This is a genomic window from Enterobacter cloacae complex sp. SHL001 (assembly GCF_049236825.1).
Lineage (GTDB): Bacteria > Pseudomonadota > Gammaproteobacteria > Enterobacterales > Enterobacteriaceae > Enterobacter > Enterobacter hormaechei_C.
In genome coordinates, this window is record NZ_JBMKIP010000003.1 from 415,835 (window position 1) to 437,258 (window position 21,424).

Consider the following 21,424-nt stretch of genomic DNA (forward strand, 5'->3'; position numbering starts at 1 on the left):
GCCATGAAGACGTTGACTTTCCTGCTTTCAACGGTCATTGAACTGTATACGATGGCGCTGCTGTTGCGCGTCTGGATGCAGTGGGCCCGTTGTGATTTTTACAATCCATTCTCACAATTTATCGTGAAAATCACGCAGCCCGTTGTGGGGCCGCTTCGCCGCGTCATTCCGGCAATGGGGCCAATTGACAGTTCATCTCTGCTGATGGCGTTTATTCTGAGCGTTATCAAAGCGATCGTGCTGTTTATGGTCATCACTTTCCAGCCGATTATCTGGATTTCAGCCGTTCTGATCCTGGTTAAAACCGTCGGCTCGCTGATCTTCTGGGTCCTGCTGGTGATGGCGATCATGAGCTGGGTAAGCCGGGGCCGTAGCCCGGTGGAGTACGCGTTGATTCAGCTGACTGAACCGTTGCTGCGTCCGATTCGTAGCCTGCTGCCTGCAATGGGCGGAATCGACTTCTCCCCGATGCTTCTCGTTCTGCTGCTGTACGTGCTGAATATGGGTATCGCGGAACTGTTACAGGCGACGGGTAATATGCTACTGCCGGGGCTGTGGATGGCGTTATGAGTGCAGTTAGCCCCTGCGCCGACGGGCTGGTTTTGCGGCTGTACATTCAGCCGAAAGCCAGCCGCGACAGTATTGTTGGGCTGCATGGCGACGAGCTAAAAGTCGCCATCACTGCCCCGCCGGTTGACGGCCAGGCGAATGCGCATCTGACCAAATATCTGGCTAAACAGTTTCGCGTCGCTAAAAGCCAGGTCATCATTGAGAAAGGTGAACTTGGCCGGCATAAACAGGTAAAAATCCTTAACCCGCAATCTATCCCGACGGAAGTCGCGGCTCTGAAAGAACAGGACTAAACCATGCAGAAAGTTGTTCTCGCCACCGGTAACGCCGGTAAAGTGCGCGAGCTGGCCTCGCTATTAAATGATTTTGGGCTGGACGTGGTGGCCCAGACCGAGCTGGGCGTGGACTCCGCCGAAGAGACCGGCCTGACGTTTATCGAAAACGCCATTCTGAAAGCGCGCCATGCGGCGCAGATCACCGGGCTGCCCGCGATAGCCGATGACTCCGGTCTGGCCGTGGATTTTCTGGGCGGTGCGCCGGGGATTTACTCCGCCCGCTATTCCGGGGTGGACGCCACCGACCAGCAGAATCTGGAAAAGCTGCTTGTGGCCCTGAAAAACGTCCCTGACGAACAGCGTACCGCGCAGTTCCACTGCGTGCTGGTCTACATGCGTCACGCGGAAGATCCCACGCCGATTGTCTGTCACGGCAGCTGGCCGGGCGTGATCACCCGTGAAGCGGCGGGCAACGGCGGCTTTGGTTACGACCCGATTTTCTTTGTCCCGACCGAGGGAAAAACCGCTGCGGAACTCACCCGCGAAGAGAAAAGCGCGATCTCCCACCGTGGACGCGCCCTGAAACTGTTACTGGAAGCACTGCGTAATGGCTAATTTGCCGCCTCTGAGTCTTTATATTCACATCCCATGGTGCGTGCAGAAATGCCCGTACTGCGATTTCAACTCGCACGCGCTGAAGGGCGAAGTGCCGCACGATGATTACGTCGCGCATCTGCTGGCCGATCTGGATGCCGATGTACCGTACGCGCAGGGACGTGAAGTGAAGACCATTTTTATTGGTGGCGGTACACCGAGCCTGCTGTCAGGCCCGGCGATGCAGACGCTGCTGGATGGCGTGCGCGCACGCCTGAACCTGGCAGTGGATGCTGAAATTACGATGGAAGCCAACCCCGGTACCGTTGAGGCCGACCGTTTTGTCGAGTATCAGCGTGCGGGCGTGAACCGTATCTCTATCGGCGTGCAGAGCTTTAGCGAGCCAAAGCTGAAGCGTCTGGGGCGTATCCACGGCCCGGAAGAGGCAAAGCGCGCGGCAAACCTGGCAACGGGGCTTGGGCTGCGCAGCTTTAACCTCGACCTGATGCATGGCCTGCCGGATCAGTCGCTCGAAGAAGCGCTGGACGATTTGCGTCAGGCGATCGAACTGAACCCGCCGCACCTGTCGTGGTATCAGCTCACCATCGAGCCAAACACCCTGTTTGGCTCGCGCCCGCCGGTGCTGCCGGATGACGACGCGCTGTGGGATATCTTCGAGCAGGGCCACCAGCTTTTGACCGCGGCGGGGTATCAGCAATACGAAACGTCGGCGTATGCGAAGCCGGGCTATCAGTGTCAGCACAATCTGAACTACTGGCGTTTTGGTGATTATCTGGGAATTGGCTGCGGCGCACATGGCAAAGTGACCTTCCCGGACGGACGCATTCTGCGTACCGCCAAAACGCGTCACCCGCGCGGGTATATGGAAGGCCGCTACCTGGAGCGTCAGCACGACGTCGAGGCGGCGGATAAACCGTTTGAGTTCTTTATGAACCGCTTCCGTCTGCTGGAAGCCGCACCGCGCGCGGAGTTTGCGCTCTACACCGGGCTGCCGGAGTCGGTGATTCGTCCGCAGATTGACGAGGCGCTGGCGCAGGGGTATCTGACCGAGTGTGATGAGTCCTGGCAGATCACCGAGCACGGCAAGCTGTTCTTAAACTCCCTTCTTGAGCTGTTCCTCGCTGAAAATCCTGAAGGCTGATTCAGGATTTTACATCCCGTTCTGCTGGCTGAGGGAAAGGCTGGCAGAGTGTGGGGATGGAAAAATCAAAACAACTCTGCAAACAAATGACACCCGAAGAATTACGCTTCTGGTATTTGCTCAGAGGTCGTCGTTTCTTCGGGTATAAGTTTCGTCGTCAGATGCCGGTTGGGCCGTATATCGTGGATTTTGCCTGCTTTAAGGCGAAGCTGATTATTGAGCTGGACGGTGGGCAGCATCAGGATGAGGAGAACTATGATTCACGTCGTACCGCGTTTTTGAATACGAACGGATGGGAAGTCGTACGGTTCTGGAATAATGAATTCAGGACTAATGAGGAGCAGGTGCTGATGGCTATTTTGCAACGATTGCAATGCCTGATGCCCTCACCCTAACCCTCTCCCACAGGGAGAGGGAACTGGTTACTCCCTCTCCCTGTGGGAGAGGGCCGGGGTGAGGGGTCCTTCGCGCAGAGGCGTTACTTCAACGTCCCCACCAGCGCCTTCCGGCTGTCTTCCAGCGACACCACGCGTTTACACACGTCTTTGCCGAACTGCTGGAAATCGGCTTCCTGATTCTTCCACTCGTTCTGAATCGAGGTTTGCAGTCCGCCCAGGCTACCCAGTACACCCTGCAACGGATTACCGCCACCCTTCAGCACCGCTTTGGCGCCCATCTCGTTGATGCTGTCCTGGAGAATGCCGCCCATCGCCTGGTTCACCAGCTGCTGACCGTCGGCACGCACCTGATCGATCGCCTTATAGTGGAACGTCAGGCCATCAGAGCGCGTCTCGATAATACGGTTCATCTGCTCTTTCAGCTGTTTATCCAGCTTCGTCAGGCGGGTGCGCATATTGCTGCTCTCCCCCACCTCTTTGGTGATGATTTTATCCAGCGCCACGCGGCTTTTCTCGACGCGGGTCAGCGCGCCATCGTTGATCCAGGGCAGCGCGGTACGCAACTCGGCCTGGTAGTCCATCGCCTGCTCGCGCTGAGCGGCCGTCAGGTTTTGCGGTTTGCCGTTAAAGGTCACGTTGCCATCCGGCGTAATCACCAGATTGCCATTCTCGCCCTTAACCTGCACGGTTTGCGGACTCAGCACCACGTCATCACGCGGGGTGACGCTACATTTATACTCCGCATGGGCGGTGGATCCGATTGCCAGTAATGCAACAGCCAGCAACGTTTTGCGCATCTTTAACACTCCCTCAGACAAAATGGGCCAGCTAATGCTGGCCCCGTTCTTGCTTTATTAGTCCCACCAAACGTCGAAAAGTTCGCTAACGCGGACATCTTCCAGTTTGTGGTCTTCAAGCCATTTGCGTATCAGCGCCTGATGCTCTTCGGTGCATTTCCCCACTTCCTGGGTGCAAATCAGACCTTCCCACGCCAGATAGCCGCTACCGTCGAAGGCCAGCTTGTTTGGCTCGATCACCTCGTTGATGAATGCATCAACGTCCTGATCGATCTGCTCAACGCTGGTGCCTTCCGGGAAACGTCAGGCAACGGAGAAACCCACTTCCTGGAATTCTTCGATGTGCATCTTTTTACGCAGACGACGGCTACGATTCTTTGCCATTATTTCACCCTCTCGAACATTAAGTCCCATACACCGTGACCAAGACGATGGCCACGCTGTTCAAATTTTGTCACCGGACGTGAATCCGGACGCGGTACGTAGTCGTTGCTTTCAGACTGATTTTTATACCCGTCCAGGGACGACATCACTTCCAGCATATGTTCCGCATAAGGTTCCCAGTCGGTCGCCATGTGGAAGACGCCGCCCAGCTTAAGCTTGCTTTTCACCAGCTCGGCAAACGGTGCCTGAACGATACGGCGTTTATTATGACGCGCTTTGTGCCATGGGTCAGGGAAAAAGAGCTGAACCATGTTCAAAGAATTGTCAGGAATCATTTTGTGCAGCACTTCCACCGCGTCGTGACACATGACGCGCAGGTTCTCAACGCCCTCTTCGTGGGCCGTTGCCAGGCACGCGCCGACGCCCGGCGAGTGTACTTCGATACCGAGGAAGTTCTGCTCCGGGCGCGCTTTTGCCATGGTCACCAGCGAGGTGCCCATGCCAAAACCAATCTCCAGCGTCACTGGCGCGTCGCGGCCAAACAGGTCGGTGAAGTCGAGCGGTTGCTCGCTGAACTCAACGCCCATCACCGGCCAGTAGTTGTCCAGCGCGTGTTGCTGCCCTTTTGTCAGGCGCCCCTGACGGCGGACAAAGCTGCGAATACGGCGCAGCGGGCGACCGTTTTCATCAAATTCCGGTGAAATGACGTCGTTTTTCATAAAAGAGTTGTCTGCTTGTGAGAATGTTCGGGAAACGGGCATTATCCAAAGTTAAGGCTTCTATGCAAGCATGGGAAAGATCCGGTTTACAGCAGATTGACGCTGTGCTGCAATCTGCGTCCCTGATTAAGCGAATCGATGACCATGCAAGCCTCTCAATTTTCAGCCCAGGTGCTGGACTGGTACGACAAATACGGGCGTAAAACCCTGCCCTGGCAAATTGAAAAAACGCCTTACAAAGTATGGCTCTCCGAGGTGATGTTGCAACAAACGCAGGTCGCGACGGTCATTCCTTACTTCGAGCGTTTTATGGCGCGCTTCCCGACAATCACCGATCTGGCCAACGCGCCGCTGGACGAGGTACTGCACCTGTGGACAGGCCTCGGCTATTACGCCCGCGCGCGCAACCTGCACAAAGCCGCACAGCAGGTCGCCACCCGCCACAACAGTAAATTCCCGGAAACCTTTGACGAGGTGGCGGATTTGCCCGGCGTCGGGCGTTCAACCGCAGGCGCAATCCTCTCCCTCTCTTTAGGCAAACATTTCCCTATTCTCGACGGCAACGTCAAGCGCGTGCTCGCACGCTGCTACGCCGTAGATGGCTGGCCGGGCAAGAAAGAGGTTGAGAAACGCCTGTGGGAGATCAGTGAAGCGGTCACTCCGGCGAAAGGAGTGGAGCGTTTTAACCAGGCGATGATGGATCTGGGCGCGATGGTCTGCACCCGTTCAAAACCGAAGTGCGAACTCTGCCCGGTAAACAACCTCTGCGTGGCGTATGCGAACCACACCTGGGCGCAGTATCCGGGGAAAAAACCGAAGCAGACGCTGCCTGAACGCACCGGGTACATGCTGCTGATGCAGCATGGCGACGAGGTGTTTCTCGCTCAGCGCCCGCCGAGTGGCCTGTGGGGTGGTCTATACTGCTTCCCACAGTTTGAGGATGAAGCCTCGCTTCGGGCATGGCTTGAACAGCGCGGCATTGCGGCCGATACCCTGACGCAACTCAACGCGTTCCGTCATACCTTCAGCCATTTCCATCTGGATATTGTGCCGATGTGGCTTCCCGTGTCCTCATTCACGTCGTGCATGGATGAAGGCAACGCTCTCTGGTATAACTTAGCGCAACCGCCATCAGTCGGGCTGGCAGCTCCCGTGGAGCGCCTGTTACAGCAATTACGTGTCGGTGCAATGGTTTAGCATCGGCAAGACAAAGAGGAATGAGTATGGCCAGAACCATTTTTTGTACTTTCCTACAGCGCGACGCTGAAGGCCAGGATTTCCAGCTCTACCCGGGCGACCTGGGTAAGCGCATTTACAACGAGATCTCCAAAGAAGCCTGGGGACAGTGGCAGAAGAAGCAGACCATGCTGATCAACGAGAAAAAGCTCAGCATGATGAACCCGGAACACCGCAAACTGCTGGAGCAGGAGATGGTGAACTTCCTGTTCGAGGGTAAAGACGTCCATATCGAAGGCTATACGCCACCGGAAAAATAATACTCTGCGGCTGCTGCCCGGCGGCGCTGCGCTTGCACGGGCCTACGGTTTCGTAGGCTGGGTAAGCGCAGCGCCACCCGGCAACAGCAACCCCAAAGCAAACACAACACGCACTCCCGGAATGATGAAAAAACTTTTAGCGCTAGCCCTTGTTGCGCCGTTGCTTGTGTCTTGTTCTTCCAAAAAAGGCGATGAATACAACGAAGCCTGGGTCAAGGACACCAACGGTTTTGACATTTTGATGGGGCAGTTTGCCCACAACATCGAGAACATATGGGGATTTAACGAAGTTCTTATTGCCGGACCGAAGGACTACGTTAAGTACACCGACGCCTATCAGACCCGTAGCCACATCAACTTCGATGACGGTACGATTACGGTTGAAACCATCGCAGGGACTGAACCTGCGGCGCATTTACGTCAGGCCATCATCAAAACCCTGCTGATGGGCGACGATCCGGGGTCTATAGACCTCTACTCTGATGCCGATGACATCACCATCTCCAAAGAGCCGTTTCTGTATGGCCAGGTCGTTGACCAGACCGGTCAGCCGATCCGCTGGGAAGGCCGCGCCACGAAATTTGCCGACTACCTGCTGCAAACGCGCCTGAAAAGCCGCACCAACGGCCTGAAAGTGATCTACAGCGTCACGATCAACCTAGTGCCGAACCACCTCGACAAGCGTGCGCATAAGTATCTGGGCATGGTGCGTCAGGCGTCGCGTAAGTATGGCGTGGATGAGTCGCTGATCCTGGCGATTATGCAGACCGAGTCCTCGTTCAACCCCTACGCGGTAAGCCGTTCCGACGCGCTGGGGCTGATGCAGGTTGTACAGCACAGCGCCGGTAAAGACGTGTTCCGCGCACAGGGGAAATCCGGCACGCCGAGCCGCAGCTACCTGTTCGATCCGCAAAGCAACATTGATACCGGTACGGCCTACCTGGCGATGCTGAACAATGTCTACCTGGGCGGGATTGATAACCCAACCTCACGCCGCTATGCGGTGATCACCGCCTATAACGGTGGCGCGGGCAGCGTGCTGCGCGTCTTCTCAAATGACAAAGTGCAGGCCGCGAACATCATCAACAGCATGGCGCCGGGGGATGTCTACTCAACCCTCACCACCCGCCACCCGTCTGCGGAATCACGCCGCTATCTGTATAAGGTGAATACGGCGCAGAAGAACTACCGTCGCCGCTAGAAAACTACCCCTCACCCTGCCCTCTCCCAGAGGGAGAGGGTATTCAGGTTCCCTCTCCCTCTGGGAGAGGGTTAGGGTGAGGGGACATCAGACCGCACCCATCTCATCCCACCCATACGAAAATGCTATTTGCATCACAATCCAGACTGCAAATTAATGTGGATTGCATTTTTTTGCGGGAGGTAACAAAACATATCGTTGCCAACTGATAGAATTGCATCAAATAACAACCCTGAATGTTCCCAAAACAACATATCTCCCGCTCACTTGTGAGGAAAGTAACATGAACCTTAAGCTGCAGCTTAAAATCTTGTCGTTTCTGCAGTTCTGCCTGTGGGGTAGCTGGCTGACTACACTCGGCTCCTATATGTTTGTGACGCTCAAGTTCGATGGTGCGTCGATCGGTGCCGTTTACAGCTCGCTGGGTATTGCGGCTGTCTTCATGCCAACGCTGCTCGGTATCGTGGCGGATAAATGGCTAAGCGCGAAATGGCTATATATGCTTTGCCACCTGGTGGGTGCGGGGACGCTGTTTATGGCGGCCGAAGTGACCACGCCGGGGGCGATGTTCATGGTGATTCTGCTTAACTCGCTGGCCTATATGCCAACGCTTGGCCTGATCAACACCATCTCCTACTATCGCCTGAAATCTGCCGGTCTGGATATCGTCACCGACTTCCCGCCAATCCGTATCTGGGGCACCATCGGCTTTATCATGGCGATGTGGGGCGTGAGCTTCGCGGGCTTCGAGCTGAGCCATATGCAGCTCTACATCGGCGCGGCGCTCTCCGTACTGCTGGCGCTGTTCACCCTGACACTGCCCACCATTCCGGTATCTAATCAGCAGAAAAACCAGAGCTGGAGCACCATGCTTGGCCTGGACGCCTTCGCACTGTTTAAAAACAAGCGCATGGCGATCTTCTTTATCTTCTCCATGCTGCTGGGCGCGGAACTGCAAATCACCAACATGTTCGGTAATACCTTCCTGCACAGCTTCGATAACGATCCGCTGTTTGCCGGGAGCTTTATCGTCGAACACGCGTCGGTGATGATGTCCATCTCGCAGATCTCCGAGACGCTGTTCATCCTGACCATCCCGTTCTTCCTGAGCCGCTACGGTATCAAGAACGTCATGCTGATCAGTATCGCCGCCTGGATGTTGCGCTTCGGTCTGTTCGCCTATGGCGACCCAAGCGCGTTCGGCACCGTGCTGCTGGTTCTGTCGATGATTGTTTACGGCTGTGCCTTCGACTTCTTCAACATCTCCGGCTCGGTGTTTGTGGAAAAAGAGGTGAAACCTGAAATCCGCGCCAGTGCGCAGGGCATGTTCCTGATGATGACCAACGGCTTCGGCTGTATTCTGGGTGGCGTGGTGAGCGGCAAAGTGGTTGAGATGTATACCACTAACGGCATCACCAACTGGCAACCAGTGTGGCTGATCTTCGCCGGGTACTCGCTGGTGCTGTTCTTCGCGTTCATCGCGCTGTTCAAGTACAAGCACGTGCGCGAGCCGCACGGTGCGCAGCCGATCGCGCATTGATTGTTGTGCCCGGTGGCGCTGCGCTTACCGGGCCTACAAAACCAGACCGTAGGCCGGGTAAGCGTCAGCGCCACCCGGCTATTTTATTCCAGAAAGCACCCACCCCACCGACAGCAAATCCGCGCTGCCGCCCGGGCTCAGATTGCGTTCAATCAATGCCTTATCCATCTTCAGCAACGCCTCGCAGTCCCAGCCGTTAGCCAGTAATTCCCGCGCGTAGCCCTGAACGTAGCGCAGCCCCTCAATGCCGCCGCGCGAAACGAGATTGCTGTCCTGATTTACCGCCATCAGGCGCAACAGCAGGCCGTGAAGCGACTGACCGTTCCACGCATCCAAAGCCTTACGCACCGTGGCAAAGCCGCTTTCTGCCTCGCCACGCGCGCCGGTTAAACCGTACAGCTGAAACTGCCGCTCCCCCGCCGTTGCCTGCCCGCTGCGCCCGGCCAGCTCCCTCGCCACCAGCCCACGACAGATGTTACTTACCTCACAACAGAGGCTATCCGCAGAGATATTTTTCACACGCCCGGCGGCGAAGCAGAGCAAACCGAGGGCAAAAATCCCGCCCTTGTGGGTATTTACCCCGCCCGTGGCGGCGTACATTGCCTGCTCGCAGGCCATTCCCATTGGGCGAAGAATCCGCAACTGCCGATCGGCAGGTTTGGCCGCATGTGCTTCACCCAGTTCCGCAAACCGGGCAAACCACGGCGTAATCGCCATAATGCTGCGGACAAACAAGGCATGGTCCATATCGCGATGGGAGCCGTTATTGAGCCTGTCCACCAGCCCCGGTTTTGGCGTCAGCTCCAGCTCCTGCCACAGCGCCTCTGCGGCAAGCGCAGGGAGATCAACCGGGCGCGGTTCAGTCGCGAGCAAACCAGTCATCGATCATCTTCTCCACGCGGGAAACCACCTGCTCAGCGGGGTGATTGCGTGAACGGGAACAGGCATGAGCGGGCTCGTCACAGATCAGGCAGCGTCTGAGATTCGCCCCCAGCGACTGACGCCCGACGTGGCCGTGCTGAGGGCAGATCACATCCAGATCCCACAGCCTGCCGAGTGGGTGCGTCTGCTCCAGTTCTGCACAGTGCGCCTTAATTTCCGCCGCCGGATGCGCGATGCACCACAAGGCTTCAGGTCCGGTGGGTAGCCACAGCACCTTACGGTCCAGCACCTGCCAGCGGTTTTCCCACAGCAGCTGGTCGCACATTTGCAGCGCCACGCCCATGGTGTTGCGATAGCGAAGGCTGTCTTTGATTTCCCCAGGCGTAACCAGCGTGAGGGAGATCACCGGTTGTTGATAGTGCGCAAGCATGTCAGCCTGGCGCGCTGCGCGGCGTTCTTTCGCCGCCAGCAGTTCGTCCAGGCTGACACCCGACCGCACGGGTGTCGCAATAGTCACACTTCCTCCTTTACCTGTCGAACGGTGTCGATCACGCTGCCGTCGCGGTAACGGATCACCCCGACGATTTTGTCGGTGAACTCAATCGGTTTCGGTACGCCTGTCAACGAAATCGCTCGCTCATACAGCGCGTTGATATCTACAACCTTCAGCCCTGCTTCCATAAGTCGTTCGCGGATCTCCGGGCGCGCCGGGTTGACCGCAATACCGTGGTCGGTGACCAGCACGTCAATGCTCTCCCCCGGCGTGAGGCGGGTGGTAACGCGCTTCACGACGGTCGGGATGCGGCTTCGCAGCAGCGGCGCGACCACAATGGTCAGGTTGGCTGCCGCCGCCACGTCGCAGTGTCCGCCGGATGCGCCACGCATCACGCCATCGGAGCCGGTGATGACATTGACGTTAAAGTCGACGTCGATTTCCAGGGCGCTGAGGATCACCACGTCGAGCTGGTCGCAGCTTGCCGCCTTGCTGCCGGGGTTGGCGTAGACGTTGGTGGAGATCTCCACGTGGTTCGGGTTGCGCGCCAGCGAGGCCGCTGCCTGGCCGTCAAAGCACTGGGTGTCGAGCAGCTTTTCGATGAGCCCCTTCTCGTGCAGATCCACCAGGCTGCCGGTGATGCCGCCAAGGGCGAAGCGCGCCTTCACGCCGCCGCGCTCCATCTTCTCTTCCATAAAACGGGTGCAGGCGGTGGCCGCTGCACCGGAGCCGGTCTGCATCGAGAAGCCTGGTTTGAAATAGCCAGAGTGTTCAATCACGTCCGCCGCATAGCGGGCGATCATCAGCTCGCGCGGGTTGCTGGTGACGCGCGCCGCGCCGACGCTGATTTTCGCCGGGTCGCCCACGCTCTCCACCTGCACGATGTAGTCCACCTGATCCTGCACCAGGCTGGCGGGCATATTGGGGAATGGCACCAGCGCTTCGGTCAGCAGCACCACCTTACGGGCAAAGTGCGCATCCACCATGGCGTAGCCCAGCGAACCGCAGCACGATTTTCCGTGCGTGCCGTTGGCGTTGCCAAACTCATCGCTGCACGGCACGCCAAGAAATGCCACGTCGATGCTCAGTTCGCCGTCCTGGAGCAGCTTCACGCGCCCGCCGTGGGAGTGAATTTGTACCGGCTCGTCCATTAGCCCGTGGGAGATGGCATCCGCCAGCCTGCCGCGCATGCCGGAGGTGTAAATCCGGGTGATGACGCCACTCTCGATATGCTCGATCAGCGCGTCATTGCAGGTCATCAGCGAGCTGGAAGCCAGGGTCAGATTTTTGAAGCCCATCCGCGCCAGCAGCGCCACGACGGTGTTGATCACCCGGTCGCCTTCGCGAAAGGCATGGTGGAAGGAGATGGTCATCCCGTCCTGCAAGCCGCTGCGCTTAACCGCCTCTTCAATAGAGGCGCAGAGCTTGCGGCTGTGCTTCGCCTCGCTGTCCGCCAGCCACGGCGTCGCGCTGTGGGCGGTATCAAAGGGTTTCAGATCCCGCAGATGGGGGAAATTTACATGGAGAAGTTCTGTCTGATTCATTATGTCATCCTTACCGACGCACGCCAGAGGCCGCCGCGCGCTCCAGCACCACCTGCGCGTGGTTAATAATCGGTGCATCCACCATTTTGCCGTTGAGCGACACCACGCCCAGGCCGTTACGCTCGCCCTCTTCTGCCGCCTCAATCACCCTTTTGGCGTGATCCACCTCTTCCTGAGTCGGGGCGTAGGCGTTGTGCAGCAGGTCTATCTGGCGCGGGTTAATCAGCGATTTGCCGTTGAAGCCCATCTTGCGGATCAGGTCGACCTCGCGCAGGAACCCGGCTTCGTCGTTAACGTCGGACCACACCACGTCGAAGGCGTCGATACCGGCGGCGCGTGCGGCGTGCAGCACGGCGCAGCGGGCGTAGAACAGCTCGGTGCCATCGCCGCGCTCGGTCTGCATGTCCATCACGTAGTCAAAGGCGGCCAGCGCGATGCCGATCAGGCGCGGGGAGCTGCGGGCAATCGCCACGGCGTTGATGACGCCAATGGCCGATTCAATCGCCGCCATCACGCGGGTGGAACCCACTTCGCGCCCGCACGCTTGCTCAATGCGCTCGAGGTGGCCTTCCAGCTCGTAGATGTCATCCGGGGTGTCGGTTTTCGGCAGGCGAATCACGTCCACGCCCGCGCGCACGGCGGCCTCCAGATCCAGCAGGCCAAATGGCGTGTTCAGCGGGTTAATGCGCACCACGGTTTCGATATCCTGATACATCGGGTGCTGCAACGCGTGGAACACCAGCATGCGCGCGGTGTCTTTCTCGCGCAGGGCCACGGCGTCCTCAAGGTCAAACATGATGGAGTCGGGGCGGTAGATAAAGGCGGTAGAGAGCATGGCGGCATTGGCGCCTGGCAGGAACAGCATACTGCGGCGGAGTTTACTCATTTCAGCGCCCCCCAGTTGATGGCCTGTTCATCGGCGGCACGCAGAAGCGCGCTTTGCAGGCGAGCGCGGATCACACAGTCCAGCGCCCCTTTGTCTTCAATAATGATTAATCCCTGGTGCACGTTCATGGCGCGCAATGTGTCGTTGACCACCTGGCGTATCTGCTCGCCAAACTGCTTAATCACTTCACTGTGGATGACAATCTCCAGCTCACCGTGAGCGGGGGCGATTTTCACCATCAGGTCGCTGGACTCCTGCGTTCCGGCCAGCGCCTCCCTTACAATATTCATGATAAATTCCTGATAGTTATGCGACTTCCGCACTCGCACGATAATGTGCTTCGAGGTGCGCGAAGGTGGAGTCCGGGACAATCTCCCGGATCCGGGAAAACTGCTGTGTCTTGAGTAAACGGCGCACTTCCGAGGCCGAAATGGCGTTGCCGGTGGCCTTGATGCGCGGCATCTCCACCACCTCAATATGCGAGGCCAGAAGGTCGTGCAGCGTCTGGTTGTACTGGCGGGTGATGTCGCAGAACGGCTCCGAGCCGATGAAGCGGTGCGTGATGCCCAGCGCCGGGGCGATATAGTCCCGGAAGATCAGCACGTCGATCTCGCTCCACGCCTGCTGCACTTTGCCGGTCTCCTTCAGGAAGTAGGCCGGGAAGGTGGCGCGGGAGATGATGTACTGCGAGCCTTCATGCACCACCACGTTCGGCAGATGCGCCACGCCCGCACGCACCATCTCAATGCGCGCGCTGAACGGGAAGAACGAGGCGTCTTCACGCACCACAAACAGATGCAGGGCATCGCACTGCGTCGCCGCCTGCTCCACCAGATGACGATGGCCGAGGGTGAAGGGATTGGCGTTCATCACGATCGCGCCCGTTTTTTCCCCACACCGGCGCTTCGCGCGCAGGGATCGGCAGTAGCGCGCGATCCCCTGCGGAGTGTTCTCCATTAGCACCGCGTTGTTCCCGCTCTGGGCAATCGGCCAGAAACCGCTGCGGCCAAAGCGCTCCTTATTGCACGGACGGGTGCAGAGGAAGAGGTGAAAATGGCCGCGCTCCAGCGCCGCGTTTTCCACCTCTGCCAGCAGACGCGCGCTGAGGTTTTCCCCACGAAGCTGCTCGTTGACCGCCACGCATTTGATGACGTTGGCAGCCAGCCCGGCGCAACCCACCAGCTGCGCGCCGGACCAGGCTTCGACAAACAGCGTGATGTCGTTGTCCAGGCCAAGGCCGCTGTCTGCCAGCAGGTAGCGGATCTGGCTTAAGCGTTCCGGGTGTTTCGCCACAACGGTGTGTCGAAAATCAATGGGTTGCGATTGCATGCTGCCGCCTTACTCAGTGCGCTGCCGCGAGCCCAACGGCTGGCGCTTCCACGATCACGTTGCTCAGATGACCGATATGCTCGATCTCCACCTCAATGCGATCCCCCTCCTTCATAAACAGCGGCGGGTTGCGCTTTTTACCCACGCCACCAGGCGAGCCGGTGATGATCACGTCGCCCGGGCTGAGACGGGTGAAGGTGCTGATGTACTCGATCAGCTCCGCCACCTTGTGGATCATGCTGCTGGTGTTGTCTTCCTGCACCATGCGGCCGTTCAGCCAGGTGCGGATCGCCAGGCTGTGCGGGTCCGGGATCTCATCCGCCGTCGCCATCCACGGGCCGAACGCCCCGGTCTGGCGCCAGTTTTTCCCGGCGGTGAACCAGGTGTGCTGCCAGTCGCGGGCGGAGCCGTCCATGTAACAGCTGTAGCCCGCCACGTGGCGCAGGGCGTCGTCGCGGCTGATGTTCTCCCCGCCTTTGCCGATGATCACCGCCAGCTCGCCTTCGTAGTCGAACTCGCTGGAGTGGCGCGGCTTCAGCACCGGCTCGTTGTGGCCGGTCTGTGAATCCGGGAAGCGGACAAACAGCGTCGGGGCCGGGTTGTGCTGGTCAAACTCCTTGCGCTTGTCGGCATAGTTCATGCCCACGCAGAGGATTTTTTCCGGCTGGACAATCACCGGTAAGAAGGTGATGGCGTTCAGCGGTACATCCACCGCGTCGTTCAGAAAACGGGTGGCCTGCGCCAGCCCGTTCCCCTGCAACAGCGCTTTAAGGTCGCCATAGCGGTCGCCCAGGCGGCGGCCCAAATCAATCACGCCTTCGGCCTGTACGATGCCGTAGCTGCGTTTTCCCTGGTATAAAAAGCTTGCGAGTTTCATTGTTCTTTCCTGAAAACTTAAACGAGGAAGTTGCCCAGAATCAGCAGTGAGACAGAGACGTTAATCGCGCCGCCGATACGGGTAGCAATCTGGGCGAATGGCATCAGGCTCATGCGGTTGCCTGCGGTCAGGATCGCCACGTCACCGGTGCCACCCTGCCCGCTCTGACAGCAGGAGACGATGGCGACATCAATCGGGTGCATACCAATCTTTTTGCCAACGAAGAATCCGGTCGCCACCAGCGCGGAAACGGTGCTGACAATCACCAGCAGGTTGCTGACGGTGAACGCCGCCACCAGTTCATGCCATGGGGTAATCGCCACGCCGACAGCGAAGAGGATTGGGTAGGTCACGGAGGTCTGGAAGAATTTGTACACCACCTGGGAACCCTCCAGCAGACGCGGAGAGGCGCCGTTGCAGAGCTTCACCAGCACCGCCATAAACAACATGCCCACCGGCGCTGGCAGACCAATCAGCTTGTGACCGAGCATGCCCAGCATGTAGAGCAGCACCGCCAGCAGCGCGCCCGAGGCGATGGTCGTCACGTCCGCTTTGCCGGAGAACGCAGGTTGGGAAACAGTGGCATCAGCGTTGGCGCGATTCGGCATCAGCTGGCCTTCACCGGTCAGGTGCGGGTAGCGTTTCCCGAGCTGGTTGAGGCAACCGGAGATAATGATCGCCGTCAGGCCGCCGAGCATCACCATCGGCAGCACGCGGCCGAGCGCCACGCCCTGATCCATATGCAGCAGGGTGGCATAGCCGATAGAGAGCGGGATCGCCCCTTCCCCGACGCCGCCCGCCATGATCGGCAGAATGATAAAGAAGAAGATCTGGAACGGCTCGAGGCCCAGCGCCAGCCCAACACCCATGCCGACAATCATGCCGACGATTTCACCGCACAGCATCGGGAAGAAGATGCGCAGGAAGCCCTGGATCAGCACGGTGCGGTTCATGCTCATGATGCTGCCGACGATAATGCAGCAGATATAGAGGTAGAGAATGTTGGTGGATTTGTAGAACTTCGTGGTGGACTCAACCACCACGTCCGGCAGCAGGCCATAGTAAACCAGCGCGGAAGGGATAAAGGTGGCGCAAATTGCCGCCGCACCGAGCTTGCCGACAATCGGCAGGCGTTTGCCGAACTCACCGCAGGCAAAGCCGAAGAAGGCCAGCGTGGCCACCATGACCACAATGTCGCTCGGCAGTTTTCCGCCCAGGCAATCAATCGCAATCAGCGCGCCCGCCAGAACGAACAGCGGCAGAGGAATAATGCCGATTTTCCAGGTATCCATAATATGCCACCAGCGCTCTTTGAGCGATGGCCGCTGAATATCAATCGGGTCGTGGGTAACAGAGAATGAATCGTCAGTTGTGCTCATAATAAGCCCCTTAGTTATTTTGTGCGTTCAGCTTAGAGTCACAAAGGCTTACTTTATGTGAGGGATGGCATATTAAAAGCGAAGTTTTAATGGACGCTATGGTTTTAATGGTTTCTTTTATTTAATGTGATTTACGCCTTATTTATTGCCGTGGTTTTTATGGTTTCTTTTCTTAACTGAACAAAGAAATAACATTTATTCATTTAACCTTAAGAGGATGAGACTTTCGGAAAAATCTTTTACAGGCTGCGCTGTGCAAGGGATCACAAGTTTTCGGCAAAGCGGGCATCCTGGCCTTAAAAGATGATATATTCAGCCGACCTGTTGATATCTCGCGTGATAGTTATGAAAGTATCGTTTCAGATCAAGCTGTTTATTTCGCTGGTCGCCTTTTTCTCAGTGCTGTTCGCATTACTGGGCGGATATTATTATGTCGATGTCGGTAGGCAGCTTTATCAGGAAATGAGCGCGCGCGCAAAAATACAGGCCGAAGAAATTGCGCTTATTCCTACCCTGCGAAAAGAAGTCGAACAAAAGGATATCCTGGGTATCCATGACTTTATGCAGAAAATAGCCGCCCGCAGCGACGCCAGTTTTATTGTGATTGGTGACAATAAGGGGCTGCATCTTTTCCACTCCGTGTTTGCCGACCGGGTAGGCAAAACGCTGGTTGGCGGAGATAACGACGAGGTATTACACGGTAAAAGCACCATCACCATCCGCAAGGGCGGGTTAGGCATTTCGCTGCGCAGCAAAGCGCCCATTTTTAATGATGCCGGGCAGGTGGTGGGAATTGTTTCGGTAGGCTATCTCACGAGCTATCTGGACACCATCACCGTCAGCAAGGTGGTTAATATCCTGATTGCCGCCGTGCTGCTGCTTATCGCCCTGTTTATTTTCTCCTGGTTCTTCACCCGCAGCATCAAGAAGCAGATATTCTCTCTGGAGCCGCGCGAAATCGGCCTGCTGGTGCGCCAGCAAAAGGCGATGATGGAATCCATTTATGAAGGGGTGATTGCCATCGACGACGATCTTCGCATTGAGGTGATTAACCAGGCGGCGCGTAAATTATTAGGCTTACGTCAGCCCGCCCGCGAACTGCGGGGTCAACTCATCAGCCAGGTGATCGCGCCCGTCCCGTTCTTCAACGCGCAAACCATGCTTGCGAAAGACACCCACGATGAGATCTGTCGCTTTAACGATCTCACAGTTATTGCCAGCCGGGTGCGGATCATGCTGGAAGATGCGTTGCAGGGCTGGGTGATCACCTTTCGCGATCGCAACGAGATCGACTCGCTCAGCGCCCAGCTCAGCCAGGTGAAGCGCTACGTTGATAACCTGCGCATCATGCGCCATGAACAGCTGAACCGCATGACTACGCTGTCCGGCCTGCTGCATATGGGCCGTTATGACGAAGCGATTCGCTACATACAGGCGCAGTCGGAACACGCTCAGGAGCTGCTGGACTTTATCTCGTCCCGCTTTAGCTCTCCGACGCTGTGTGGTTTGCTGCTTGGAAAGGCCGCCCGCGCGCGTGAAAAAGGCGTTGAGCTGAGTTTCGACCCGGCCTGCCGGGTGGATAAACCGTTCCTGCCGCTGCTCGAATCGGAACTTATCTCGATCATCGGGAACTTGCTGGATAACGCCATTGAAGCGACCCAGCGTGCACCGCTCCCGCATGCCCCGGTGGACGTGCTGATAAAGCTGAACGAGCAGGAACTGATTATTGAAGTCGCCGACCAGGGCGTCGGCATCACACCGGAGATCCGCGACCGGATCTTTGAGCGCGGCATCACCACCAAAACGCGCGGCGATCATGGTATTGGCCTGTATCTGATTGAAAGCTATGTCACACAGGCTGGCGGTGCAATTGAAGTTGCCGATAACACCCCACGCGGTGCCATTTTCTCACTGTTTATTCCCGCCACGGGAACGGCCCGGCACCCCGTACAGGAACTGGAAGATACCGACTATGCAACATGAACTTATCGACGTACTGATTGTTGAAGACGAGAACGAACTGGCGCAACTGCACGCGGAGCTTATCGGTAAACATCCGCGCCTGAGGCTGGTGGGGATTGCCGCGTCGCTGGCCGACGCGCAGGTACAACTGGAGAGCAAACAGCCGAAGCTGATGCTGCTGGATAACTACCTGCCGGACGGCAAAGGCATCACCCTTATCAGCAACCCGATGCTCACCCGCGCCAACTGCTCGGTGATTTTCATCACCGCCGCCAGCGATATGGACACCTGTAGCCAGGCAATTCGTAACGGCGCGTTCGACTACATCCTCAAGCCGGTTTCCTGGAAGCGCCTGAGCCAGTCGCTGGAACGTTTTGTGCAGTTTGCCGAACAGCAGCGCGTCTGGAAGATCGTCGACCAGCAGAACGTCGATTCACTCTATCAATTGCAGGCGAAAAACTATCGCCTGGACAACGGCAGCAAAGGGATAGAGGAGAACACGCTGGCGCGGGTGCAAATGCTGTTTAACAACAAGGCGGCGCACTGTTTTACGGTGGATGAGGTGGTGAGCGAGACGGGCCTGAGTAAAACCACCACCCGGCGCTATCTGGAACACTGCGTGGAGGTGGGTTTTCTGACGGTGGAGATGCTGTACGGGAAGATTGGGCATCCGAGAAGGATGTACCGCCGCGCAGAAGCCTGACGCAGTATTGTAGGCCCGGTAAGCTTGCGCCGCCGGGCACTCGCCGGGTGGCGCTAACGCTTACCCGGCCTACGTTCAGACATTCAATACGTATCCATACAGCCGCTTAATCCCGTCCGCATCTTTCTCGCTGTAAACGCCCTGCAACTCTGGCGAGAAACCCGGCAGCATATTAATGCCCTCTTCCAGCGCCAGGAAATAGCGCTGTACTGCTCCACCCCAGACTTCCCCGGGCACCACACACAGCACGCCCGGCGGGTATGGCAGCGCACCTTCGGCGGCAATGCGTCCTTCGGCGTCACGAATACGCACCAGTTCGACGTTCCCGCGAATGTACTCCTGGTTGGCATCCTGCGGGTTCATCACCACGGCAGGCAGACTCTCCTGACGGAACATCGCCTTCTGTAAATCCTTCACGTTAAAGCTGACGTAGAGATCGTGCATCTCCTGGCACAGCTGACGGATCGTGTAGTCGCGGTAACGCACCGGGTATTTCTGACAGATGGTCGGAAGCACATCCGCGAGCGGTGTGTCGTCTTCAATATGCTGTTCAAACTGCCCCAGCATTGCCACCAGCTGCATTAGCTTCTCCGCGCTCTCGGCTGGCGTCAGCAGGAACAGGATGGAGTTGAGATCGCACTTCTCCGGCACAATGCCGTTCTCGCGCAGGTAGTGGGCGAGAATGGTCGCAGGAATGCCGAAATCGGTATAGTGACCTGTTTCAGCATCAATGCCCGGCGTGGTCAGCAGCAGCTTGCACGGATCGACGAAATACTGCTCGCGGGCGTAGCCTTCAAAACCGTGCCATTTTGCACCCGGTTCAAAACTAAAGAAGCGACGCTCGCTGGCGATAGCCTGTGTGGGGTGATCCTGCCATGGCCGCCCCGCCACCACCGGCGGGATAAACGGTTTGATCATATTGCAGTTGGCGATGATGGCCTTGCGTGCTTCAATGCCCAGCTCGACGCACTCCGCCCACAGCCTGCGTCCGCTCTCGCCCTCGTGGATCTTGGCGTTCACGTCCAGCGCAGCAAACAGCGGGTAAAACGGGCTGGTGGAGGCATGCAGCATGAACGCATTGTTCAACCGCTTGTGCGGGCAGAAGCGCGACTGACCGCGAATATGGTTATCCTTTTTATGGATCTGCGACGTTTGCGAGAACCCAGCCTGCTGCTTGTGGACCGACTGGGTCACGAAAATTCCCGGATCGTTCTCGTTCAGTTCCAGCAGAAGCGGAGACGTTTCCGCCATCATCGGGATAAATTGCTCGTAGCCGACCCAGGCGGAGTCAAAGAGGATGTAGTCGCAAAGGTGACCGATCTTGTCGATCACCTGACGGGCGTTGTAGATCGTGCCATCGTAGGTGCCGAGCTGAATGATCGCCAGACGGAACGGGCGCGCCTCGGCGGCTTTCTGCGGCGCGACGTCACGGATCAGTTCCCGCAGCCAGGCCTCATCAAAGCAGTGCTCATCAATCCCGCCGATAAAACCAAACGGATTACGGGCTGCCTCAAGATAGACAGGCGTTGCCCCGGCCTGGATCAGCGCCCCATGATGGTTGGACTTATGGTTGTTGCGGTCGAACAGTACCAGGTCGCCACGGGTCAGCAGCGCGTTGGTCACCACCTTGTTGGCCGCCGACGTGCCGTTCAGCACGAAGTAGGTTTTGTCCGCGTTGAATACTTTCGCCGCGAACTTTTGCGCGTGCTTGGCGGAGCCTTCGTGGATCAGCAGATCGCCCAGCTTAACGTCGGCGTTGCACATGTCGGCGCGAAAAACGTTCTCACCGAAGAAATCATAGAACTGCCGCCCCGCCGGGTGTTTTTTGAAAAAGGCACCGTGCTGGTGACCCGGACAGGCAAAGGTGCTGTTTCCCATCGCCACATACTGGCTCAGGGTGTCAAAAAAGGGTGGCAGCAGGTTCTCTTCATACCGGCAGGCGGCAGATTCCAGTTCCAGCAATTCCTGTGCTTTACCCGAGATGATCGCCGTGACACCCTCTGGCACCTCTCCTGGCTCTGTTGAGAACAAAAATACCGGTAGCTGAAAGCCCGTACGCTTCAGCAATGCGAGAATGCCGCTGTAGCTTTCAACAACCGTAATGACAACTGCCGCCACATCGGTGAAATCGGTGTTATCCAGCATAACTTTTTCGCGATGCGTAGAAACTTTGGATACCAGCTCACGGCTGACGGCAATTTTCATGGTTTTCATAGGCGCAAATACCCTCACC

At 57.5% G+C, this 21,424-nt stretch carries 22 protein-coding genes and 1 pseudogene; 11 read left to right on the forward strand and 12 right to left on the reverse strand.

The window, feature by feature from the left end; all coding sequences use genetic code 11:
- The first annotated feature begins 3 nt into the window (after positions 1-3).
- Genes ACOTYH_RS11380 through ACOTYH_RS11400 form a run of 5 tightly spaced genes read left to right on the forward strand, consistent with a single transcriptional unit; the run spans position 4 to position 2,996 of the window.
- Positions 4-570, forward strand: coding sequence for a YggT family protein (locus ACOTYH_RS11380; protein WP_015571838.1), 567 nt, complete (start codon positions 4-6; stop codon positions 568-570).
- Complete coding sequence (gene yggU / locus ACOTYH_RS11385) at positions 567-863, forward strand: DUF167 family protein YggU (RefSeq protein WP_023304404.1); 297 nt, start codon at positions 567-569, stop codon at positions 861-863. Before ACOTYH_RS11380 ends, yggU begins: the two co-directional genes overlap by 4 nt.
- A gap of 3 nt (positions 864-866) precedes the next feature.
- Positions 867-1,460 carry an XTP/dITP diphosphatase gene (locus ACOTYH_RS11390; protein WP_032654987.1) on the forward strand — a complete coding sequence of 198 codons (594 nt, stop codon included), beginning with the start codon at positions 867-869 and terminating at the stop codon, positions 1,458-1,460.
- Positions 1,453-2,601, forward strand: a complete 1,149-nt coding sequence (hemW, locus tag ACOTYH_RS11395; protein ID WP_032654990.1) for a radical SAM family heme chaperone HemW — start codon at positions 1,453-1,455, stop codon at positions 2,599-2,601. Before ACOTYH_RS11390 ends, hemW begins: the two co-directional genes overlap by 8 nt.
- Positions 2,602-2,657: 56 nt before the next feature.
- Entirely contained in the window at positions 2,658-2,996 is a 339-nt protein-coding gene (locus ACOTYH_RS11400) for an endonuclease domain-containing protein (RefSeq protein ID WP_032671985.1), read from the forward strand.
- Positions 2,997-3,079: 83 nt separating this feature from the next.
- Here ACOTYH_RS11400 and ACOTYH_RS11405 read toward each other — a convergent pair whose 3' ends face one another.
- The 3 genes and pseudogenes from ACOTYH_RS11405 to trmB form a co-directional block, all read right to left on the reverse strand.
- Positions 3,080-3,796 (reverse strand): DUF2884 domain-containing protein, encoded by a 717-nt coding sequence (locus ACOTYH_RS11405; protein ID WP_003862419.1) that lies wholly within the window; start codon positions 3,794-3,796, stop codon positions 3,080-3,082.
- Positions 3,797-3,853: 57 nt separating this feature from the next.
- Positions 3,854-4,180, reverse strand: a pseudogene (locus tag ACOTYH_RS11410) (YggL family protein).
- Positions 4,180-4,899: a tRNA (guanosine(46)-N7)-methyltransferase TrmB gene (trmB, locus tag ACOTYH_RS11415; RefSeq protein WP_015571843.1), complete on the reverse strand. Its 720-nt coding sequence runs from the start codon at positions 4,897-4,899 to the stop codon at positions 4,180-4,182. Before trmB ends, ACOTYH_RS11410 begins: the two are co-directional and overlap by 1 nt.
- Positions 4,900-5,043: 144 nt before the next feature.
- Between trmB and mutY the strand changes: the two genes are divergently transcribed.
- The 4 genes from mutY (at position 5,044) to ACOTYH_RS11435 (ending at position 9,136) form a co-directional block, all read left to right on the forward strand.
- Positions 5,044-6,096 (forward strand): A/G-specific adenine glycosylase, encoded by a 1,053-nt coding sequence (mutY, locus tag ACOTYH_RS11420; protein ID WP_421637745.1) that lies wholly within the window; start codon positions 5,044-5,046, stop codon positions 6,094-6,096.
- A 26-nt stretch (positions 6,097-6,122) separates the two neighbouring features.
- Positions 6,123-6,395, forward strand: coding sequence for an oxidative damage protection protein (locus tag ACOTYH_RS11425; protein WP_003862425.1), 273 nt, complete (start codon positions 6,123-6,125; stop codon positions 6,393-6,395).
- Positions 6,396-6,519: 124 nt separating this feature from the next.
- A complete protein-coding gene (gene mltC / locus ACOTYH_RS11430; RefSeq protein WP_017382930.1) occupies positions 6,520-7,596 on the forward strand; it encodes a membrane-bound lytic murein transglycosylase MltC in 1,077 nt (358 codons plus the stop codon).
- A gap of 283 nt (positions 7,597-7,879) precedes the next feature.
- Positions 7,880-9,136 (forward strand): nucleoside permease, encoded by a 1,257-nt coding sequence (locus ACOTYH_RS11435; RefSeq protein WP_015571846.1) that lies wholly within the window; start codon positions 7,880-7,882, stop codon positions 9,134-9,136.
- A 78-nt stretch (positions 9,137-9,214) separates the two neighbouring features.
- On the opposite strand, the gene citG is transcribed toward ACOTYH_RS11435, so the two are convergent.
- From citG to ACOTYH_RS11475, 8 genes are read right to left on the reverse strand one after another with little or no spacing between them, the layout of a single operon-like run.
- The gene (gene citG / locus ACOTYH_RS11440) at positions 9,215-10,018 is read right to left on the reverse strand and encodes a triphosphoribosyl-dephospho-CoA synthase CitG (RefSeq protein WP_032654999.1); all 804 of its coding nucleotides are present in this window, start codon (positions 10,016-10,018) and stop codon (positions 9,215-9,217) included.
- On the reverse strand, positions 9,996-10,535 hold the full coding sequence (gene citX, locus ACOTYH_RS11445; protein ID WP_421637746.1) for a citrate lyase holo-[acyl-carrier protein] synthase: 540 nt from the start codon (positions 10,533-10,535) through the stop codon (positions 9,996-9,998). The genes citG and citX overlap by 23 nt, the downstream gene beginning before the upstream one ends.
- On the reverse strand, positions 10,532-12,055 hold the full coding sequence (gene citF / locus ACOTYH_RS11450) for a citrate lyase subunit alpha (RefSeq protein WP_023295416.1): 1,524 nt from the start codon (positions 12,053-12,055) through the stop codon (positions 10,532-10,534). Before citF ends, citX begins: the two co-directional genes overlap by 4 nt.
- 10 nt (positions 12,056-12,065) lie before the next feature.
- Positions 12,066-12,941, reverse strand: a complete 876-nt coding sequence (citE, locus tag ACOTYH_RS11455; protein ID WP_032655004.1) for a citrate (pro-3S)-lyase subunit beta — start codon at positions 12,939-12,941, stop codon at positions 12,066-12,068.
- Positions 12,938-13,231, reverse strand: a complete 294-nt coding sequence (gene citD / locus ACOTYH_RS11460; RefSeq protein WP_017382935.1) for a citrate lyase acyl carrier protein — start codon at positions 13,229-13,231, stop codon at positions 12,938-12,940. The genes citE and citD overlap by 4 nt, the downstream gene beginning before the upstream one ends.
- Before the next feature lie 16 nt (positions 13,232-13,247).
- Positions 13,248-14,270 carry a [citrate (pro-3S)-lyase] ligase gene (citC, locus tag ACOTYH_RS11465; RefSeq protein WP_015571850.1) on the reverse strand — a complete coding sequence of 341 codons (1,023 nt, stop codon included), beginning with the start codon at positions 14,268-14,270 and terminating at the stop codon, positions 13,248-13,250.
- A gap of 13 nt (positions 14,271-14,283) precedes the next feature.
- Positions 14,284-15,147, reverse strand: coding sequence for a fumarylacetoacetate hydrolase family protein (locus ACOTYH_RS11470; protein ID WP_015571851.1), 864 nt, complete (start codon positions 15,145-15,147; stop codon positions 14,284-14,286).
- Positions 15,148-15,164: 17 nt separating this feature from the next.
- Positions 15,165-16,526 (reverse strand): 2-hydroxycarboxylate transporter family protein, encoded by a 1,362-nt coding sequence (locus ACOTYH_RS11475; protein ID WP_015571852.1) that lies wholly within the window; start codon positions 16,524-16,526, stop codon positions 15,165-15,167.
- Between the two features lie 345 nt (positions 16,527-16,871).
- Here ACOTYH_RS11475 and ACOTYH_RS11480 point away from each other — a divergent pair, with 345 nt between their 5' ends.
- Positions 16,872-18,509, forward strand: a complete 1,638-nt coding sequence (locus tag ACOTYH_RS11480) for an ATP-binding protein (RefSeq protein ID WP_015571853.1) — start codon at positions 16,872-16,874, stop codon at positions 18,507-18,509.
- Complete coding sequence (locus tag ACOTYH_RS11485) at positions 18,499-19,191, forward strand: response regulator (RefSeq protein ID WP_015571854.1); 693 nt, start codon at positions 18,499-18,501, stop codon at positions 19,189-19,191. Before ACOTYH_RS11480 ends, ACOTYH_RS11485 begins: the two co-directional genes overlap by 11 nt.
- Positions 19,192-19,266: 75 nt before the next feature.
- Here ACOTYH_RS11485 and ACOTYH_RS11490 read toward each other — a convergent pair whose 3' ends face one another.
- Positions 19,267-21,405, reverse strand: coding sequence for an ornithine decarboxylase (locus tag ACOTYH_RS11490; RefSeq protein WP_058689666.1), 2,139 nt, complete (start codon positions 21,403-21,405; stop codon positions 19,267-19,269).
- Positions 21,406-21,424 lie beyond the last annotated feature (19 nt).